The following is a 6,303-nucleotide window of genomic DNA, read 5'->3' as shown; positions in this document are numbered from 1 at the left end:
TTCACCGGCAGCGAATAGGTAAACGAATAGGTAAGGGGTCTCTTTCCCTGTCCCACCGCCGCCCCCTCGCTGCGCTCGCTTCCCAACCTCCCACACCCATCGTTCCTCAGTGTGTAGGAGGTTGGGAAGTAAAGGGGGGTGGTGGGACAGGGAAAGAGAAGAAAAAAGTAGAAGAAAAAAACAGAAGTACAAAAACAAAAAAAAGAAAACTGAAAAGAAAAAAAAGAGGGAGAACAAGAAGAGAAGACAGAGAAGAAGTGAGAAAAGGTGAAAAAAGGGAACAGGAAAAGACAACGAAGACGGGCCGAAAATGTGGGAACCGACGGCAGAAAAATAGAAGGCAATCGGGTAAGAAAAAGTGACGAGTAGACGCGATGACGCCGACGAGGGAGAAATCGATGATGTGCGGTGTGGCATTCCGGGATGTGTCGGTGGCTGGGTGCAGAATCGTGGTGGAAAGCTGAAACGTTGTCAGTTCGGAGGCTGAGTGATGGTGCAGGTGACGGAGCGCGACGAGGCTCTTTTGGCGTGGTTGGACGTTGTTCGGCTCGCCGATATGGACGCCGTGCGGTGGGCGTTGGGCGCCCTGTCGGGTGCTGGTGAACCGGTGTCGTTGCGCCGGGCGCAGCAGTGGGCCGCGCGGATGATCGGGACTGGATTGCTGGACCGGGGCCGGGTGGCGTATCGGGACGGGTCGATAGTGTGGGCCACGTATCTGGCGATTGGGAAGTCGGCGCCAAACTTGTTTCGGCAGACGACCCGGCACGAGGTAGCGGTCGCGACGGTGTCGGCGCGCTATCTGGCGCAGGGGTTCACGTGGCGGCGGGATCGCAAACCGAACAGCGTGCGCGAGCATCAGGCCGATGGGGTGGCCGAGCGTGACGGGGTTGTCGAGTTGGTTGAGGTGGAGTTGACGCCGAAGACGTGGCAGCGGTATCAGTTGATTTGTCAGAGCCACGCCTATCGCTTGGCGCATGAGGGGATTGATCGGGTGGTGTATTTCTGCACGGCGGACGCTGACCGGGCGGTAACACGGGAGGCTGACAAACACCTTGTCCGCACCGACCGACCCCGCTTCGTTTCCCAACACTCCCTCGACGCACGCGGGTACTGGACCGGCGCCGAGCTGGGCGCCGGCGCCTACGCGACTGCACACGGACGAGCCGCCCTTGTGGTCGAGCTCGAGAGCAGCAGCGGGTGGGGCGAATCCACGCAGGTCCGCGCGTGAGCGACACGGCCGCTCCGGTAGAGACGGACGCCACTAGCGACACGATCGCGCGGCTGCTCGGCGCCGCGTTCGCGGTCGTCATGGTGTTGATTGCGTTGCCTCTGGTCGTGCCGGTCGTGGTGAGCCGGATTGCCGGCGACGTCATCGCGACGAAGACTCGGTTCTGGGTGGTGTGGCGGTGGCAGTGGATAGTCAACACCGTCGGCATCCTCCTCGTAGCCGTGCTCCTCACTGGGGAGGCAATCCTGCTGGCGGACTGGATCCGCTCGGGGGCGGCGACCGAGTTCTTTGACGGCGCTGAGTGGTGGGCGCAGCTCTGGCCGATGTTTGGTCCGTGGGTGGTGGTGAATTTCTTTGCCGGGGTGCTGTTGCTGCCGGCGGCGTGGTCGTTGCGGCGGAGGAAGATCGCCGAGCAGGTGCGGTCCCGGCGGGTATCGAACGTGGTGCGGCAGGAGAAGATTGAGACCGCACGTAAGCGTGCTGCCGACAGCAGCGTGGCCCGCCGCATCGGAGTGCGCCTCGAGGCCGAGACGGGCCGCATCGTCGGCACCACTCGCCATGCGGTCACCGTGCCGCTGGCCGTGGGCGATCAGCGGCAGGCGTTCGGGGTGACGAGCCGGGTGACGGTTCGGACCCTCGCTGACCGCTTCTATGACATGCGCCGGGTGCGCGACTGGGTCGATGCCACCGGAAAATACCTGGTGCTGCCGCCGACGGCATCGTCGGTGCGGGCACTGGTTATCGCTGAGTCTGGCAGCGGCAAAACCGTCCTGATCAACGGGCTCGTGCTGTGTGCATTGGAGTACGGGTGGCCCGTGTTCGTTATAGACGCGAAAGGTGACCCGGCTGACGCCGAGAATCTGGTCGCCGTGGCGCAGACTTACGGCCGCACCGCGACAACGGGCGGTACGTGGAACCTCTTCAACGGCACCGGCGACCAGATCACGGCGAAGCTGATGCGGCTCATGCCTGTCCCTGACGGTGCCAACCAGCATTATCTCGATGAGATCCGTGGGGTGCTGCAAATGGTTCAAGGCAGGTCTCCGCTGAGCAGCATCGATGACCTGCGCGAGCGGCTGACCTACCCAGCCCGGTTCGTGGACGACACAGACGACCTGCCGCTGATCAACAAGCGCGTGGAGCGCGACGGGTCGACCGCGGGAGCACGAGCGTTGCAGAGCCTGCTTGTGGCGCTGCGGCCGATGCAACGTTGGATCGGCCAAGATGGCTGGTCTTACAACGCGCCGAAAGCTGACGTGACGGTCATTCCGCTGTCGCCGGTCGACGACGCTCAGGCGCGGCTGGGTGATCTGCTCCTGCTGGACTTGCGGAATTTTCTCGCCACCCGGTTGGAGCGGCGCGACAAGTCCCCGGTGGTCGTCATCGTTGACGAGTTCCCTCAGCTGGTGACGGGTGCGCAGGACCCGGGTGATACCGCGGGGAGCCTGTTCGAGACGGCGCGAAGCGCCGGCGTCGGCCTGGTCCTCGCGACGCAGAGCCCGGCGGGCCTGTCGAATGATGAGGTCCGCCGGCGCCGTGCACTCACCAGTGGGGCGGCACTGATCTTTGGCCGGTCCAAAGATCCGGAAGATGTGGTGAAGTATGCCGGGACGGTGATGCGGATGGAATCCGCCGGCCGCGCCACCGGCGAAGAGCTCGGCAGCGCCCGCGCCCAACACACCTACGTCATCCCGCCGCAAGATGTGCGCGAAGCGGCGGACGGAGCGTTCTGGATCGTGCAGGGCGGCGCGATCGCTCCATTCCGAGCACTGCCCAACCGGCAACTGCAGACACCAGTATCCGTTCCAGTCACGCCGGTGCCGGCGAATGTCGAGCGTGGTCCTGACGAGGAGGTCGTGCGGTTCGACGTCGTCGAGACGGATGAATCCGGGAGCGCCGCCTGACCGATGCGGACGGCGCTCCCACCAAGGTCAGAGCCGGTCGGCGTCGTCGATGGTGGCGACAAGTTGGGCGCCATAGTGACGGATGAGCCGGTCGCATCCCGCATTGGACACGGTCGAAGTCAACCCGCGCACGGCGCCGCACGGCCGGCCCAGTTCCATGGCGGTCACCGCAGTGTTCACGTCCCCGGACTCGTACTCCGCTTCGACAATGACGGTCTTGGTTGTGAGCGCCGCAAGTAGCCGGTTGCCACGTCGGAACCGCCACGCCGAGGGCGGGCGTCCCGGTGGGATCTCACTTACGACGACACCGCGCGTCGCGACTGCGTCGACCAGCTCCGCGTTTTCCGCAGGGAAGGTGTCGTCCAGGCCCGTGGGCAGAACAACCACGTTGCGGCCGGCGTATGCCCGACCGGTGGCGAGGACGGCAGTGTCGATCCCGCGAGCAGCGCCGGAGGCAATCGCCCAGCCGCGCTCGATTAGACCGGAGGCCAGTTCCACGCATACGTGCGCGCCGTACGGGGTGGCAAACTGCGTGCCCGTCAACGCCACGCTCGGTGCGCTCAGAAGCGATGCGTCCCCGCGCACCCAGAGCGCAAACGGGCTTGTCTCTCCAAGATCGGCAACGGATGCTGGCCAGTTCGGGTGTGATGGCGTGAGCAGCTCGTACCCGCCTGTGACGGTGAGGCGGATCGTGTCGACGACCCGGTCAACCGAGTACCGAGGCAGGCTGGTCGATCGCAGCTGCGCGAGGGTCTCGTCTTGGCTGGCCGCAGTATCGCCGTTGAGGCTGAGCACTGCGGTCAGAGCTGCTTCGGCCCCATACCGTGCGATGAGTGCGCCGACGTGGGGGTCGCCGGGTTCGGCGATGGTGGCCCAGGCGGTGCGTGCGATGGTGTCGTGGCTGATGGGACTGCTTACGGTGGTGTCGGTGCTGATGGTGTCGATAACCGCAGCGATGGTCATGATGGTGGCTCCCTCTCCTGGACCGAATATTTTGTTTGCCTTCCGGCGAGAGAAATCGATAGCGAGCGGGAGAGCTGTAGTGCCCAGAATCTCAGGCGAAATAAGGGAGCCTGCGACCGCGTCTGAGAATCTGGGAACGCAAGCGCGAAGCGAGCTACGATGACCGGCCGGAAAGGTCAAACAAGCCCTTTGAAAAACAGGCCGCAAATGCGGCTCAAAATATGGGGTTCGCAGCGGCGTAGCCGCTTCCACATAGGTCTTTTCCCTTGCGAACTGACTAGCACTTGCCGAGGAAGTAAGCGACTGCTCGGTCCCGGGCCGCTGTTGTGGTCGGGACTTTTTGAGGGTATTTCGTGTCTTCTTGGCGGTGTGTCGCATCCAATGTCAGAGGTGAGCATTACTCTCGACTTAGACGGCAACGATGCCGCACAGAAAGGGAATCGTGACGGTGCACACCCGGTCCGCTCGAACGGATACGACAGCATGGCTGGCAGGAATATGCCCGGCTGTTGCCACAATCCGCCGACGCCCGGCCAGCCCCATGACTGATTCCAATCGCTGTGTCGTTGTGGTGATTGACGAGCACCGTATGGGGTCCTAGAGAGGGAAATTTGCTTGTGTCCAGTCAGAATCAGGCAACAACACCGACCACAAACCAGCACACTGACCCACCCGTAAGTACCGCGTTTCGCGGCGCGTCACGTGCCCAGGGCTACATCGAAGCGGATGCCACCACCCCCGAACGCCCGGTCGCCCCGCTCCCAGAACAGCTGGCCGTCGACGAGACTGCTGCACCGTCCACCGCGACACCGCAGGGGCCTCTAGGCAGCCCGTCGGAGCCGGCTCTGGCTGATCTGTTTGGCGGTTCCGATCACGACCTCGGGCTGCTCTCCGCAGCCCCGACGGCACTGGGCGCGCAGCGCGGCCTGCGCGGCGTGCTGTCGCGCCTTGGGTTCTCGATGACGCCGGGGTCGGCGGAGCTGGCCGAGCGCGAGCAGGCCGAAGCGTTGCGGCGGGATGAGGAAACGATCCGGCAGGCAACGTGGACCCGTGCGGTGAGCGTGTTGGTCGCCAATCAGAAGGGCGGCGTCGGGAAGACGCCGTCGGCGATCATCGTCGGCGGAGTCCTCGCCGCCGCGCGCGGCGGATCGGTGTGCATTCTCGAGGTATCCGACGATCCCGGCGCACTGTCGTTCCGGGCGGAGGGGAACCCGGCCCGCGGCATGGGCGAACTCGTCCGCGACGTCGACACGATCAGCAGCGCCGGGCAGCTTGCCGGCTACACCGCCCCGCAAACCTCCTTTGCGTCCGTGATCGGTACCGTCCGTCGCCGGCCGCGCCTCACCCATGAGGATGTGACGGCCGTCGCGGCGGTCGTCGACCAGTTCTACGGCATCCGCGTCATGGACAGCGGCAACCAGCCCTCCTCCTCAGCGTTCCAGGGCGCCGTCGATACCGCCGATGCGTTGGTGATTCCGGTGTTCAACGCCGGGGATGCGGTGTTGGAAGCGGTCGCGCTGCTGGACGTGCTCCGCTCGGCCGGAGGCAAGGCCGCGAGCCTGGCCGACCACGCCACGATCCTGCGGCTGACGGATGGGCGGCCGGAGAACAGGCAGGTCGTCGACCGGGTCGACCAGATCATCGCCGACGCTGGCGTCGAGCAGGTGTTCACCATCCCGTATGACCCGCACATCGCCGAGCGCGGGCAGATCACCCTCGGGCATCTCGCCCCACAGACGCGGCGGGCGTTCACCGCAGCGGCCGCGGGCGTCGTGCGCACCCTGCAAGCCACCGTCCAATAGCTGCGAAAGGCGACCCGTCATGCTCACAGAATCCCTGCAGACCCTCGTGGGCACCATGGTGCGCACAATCGACAATCCGCTCGACGGCATCCTGCCGGACTTCACCATCTTCGGGGCGGAATTCACCCTGCTCTGGCAGAAGCTCCTCGCCGGGGTATGGGGGATCGGCATCATCCTGGCGATCGTGTTCCTCATCATCGGGATCATCAAGATGGCCAGCGCCTCCAGCGGCGGCAATCCCAACGAATACAAAACCGCCCGCAACCAAGCCATGTGGGCCGGGATCTCCCTCGGGGTGCTCGCCGCCCTCGCCGTGATCGTCGGCGCCATCCTCGCCGTCTTCGGATAGGAGCACTCGTGCACGCGACCGCACCACCCACCCGCCGCACCTGGCCCTGGATCGTCG

At 64.8% G+C, this 6,303-nt stretch carries 6 protein-coding genes; 5 read left to right on the top strand and 1 reads right to left on the bottom strand.

Annotation, left to right across the window (positions count from 1 at the left end):
• From CXY78_RS21315 to CXY78_RS00400, 3 genes are all read left to right on the top strand, one after another.
• A partial coding sequence (locus CXY78_RS21315) for a hypothetical protein (RefSeq protein ID WP_233206026.1) occupies positions 1–362 on the top strand: 362 nt, incomplete at its 5' end.
• 125 nt (positions 363–487) lie between these two features.
• Positions 488–1,228, top strand: coding sequence for a hypothetical protein (locus tag CXY78_RS00405; protein WP_158253224.1), 741 nt, complete (start codon positions 488–490; stop codon positions 1,226–1,228).
• On the top strand, positions 1,225–3,132 hold the full coding sequence (locus CXY78_RS00400) for a hypothetical protein (protein ID WP_104087492.1): 1,908 nt from the start codon (positions 1,225–1,227) through the stop codon (positions 3,130–3,132). Before CXY78_RS00405 ends, CXY78_RS00400 begins: the two co-directional genes overlap by 4 nt.
• A gap of 27 nt (positions 3,133–3,159) precedes the next feature.
• Here CXY78_RS00400 and CXY78_RS00395 read toward each other — a convergent pair whose 3' ends face one another.
• A complete protein-coding gene (locus tag CXY78_RS00395) occupies positions 3,160–4,095 on the bottom strand; it encodes a DNA-processing protein DprA (protein ID WP_104087491.1) in 936 nt (311 codons plus the stop codon).
• Positions 4,096–4,712: 617 nt separating this feature from the next.
• Between CXY78_RS00395 and CXY78_RS00390 the strand changes: the two genes are divergently transcribed.
• Complete coding sequence (locus tag CXY78_RS00390; RefSeq protein WP_104087489.1) at positions 4,713–5,897, top strand: ParA family protein; 1,185 nt, start codon at positions 4,713–4,715, stop codon at positions 5,895–5,897.
• Positions 5,898–5,916: 19 nt separating this feature from the next.
• Positions 5,917–6,246 carry a pilin gene (locus tag CXY78_RS00385; protein WP_233206025.1) on the top strand — a complete coding sequence of 110 codons (330 nt, stop codon included), beginning with the start codon at positions 5,917–5,919 and terminating at the stop codon, positions 6,244–6,246.
• Positions 6,247–6,303: the final 57 nt, after the last annotated feature.

It is taken from the genome of Cryobacterium sp. N19, from assembly GCF_002929595.1.
Taxonomy (GTDB): domain Bacteria; phylum Actinomycetota; class Actinomycetes; order Actinomycetales; family Microbacteriaceae; genus Cryobacterium; species Cryobacterium flavum.
The sequence above is the reverse complement of the archived record's forward strand: the minus strand, read 5'-3'. Positions and strand labels throughout refer to the sequence as shown.

Excerpts from the sequence above, each read along its gene's own strand:
- CXY78_RS00385 (WP_233206025.1), top strand. The coding sequence starts at position 5,917 with ATGCTCACAGAATCCCTGCAGACCCTCGTGGGCACCATGGTGCGCACA.
- CXY78_RS00395 (WP_104087491.1), bottom strand. The coding sequence starts at position 4,095 with ATGACCATCGCTGCGGTTATCGACACCATCAGCACCGACACCACCGTA.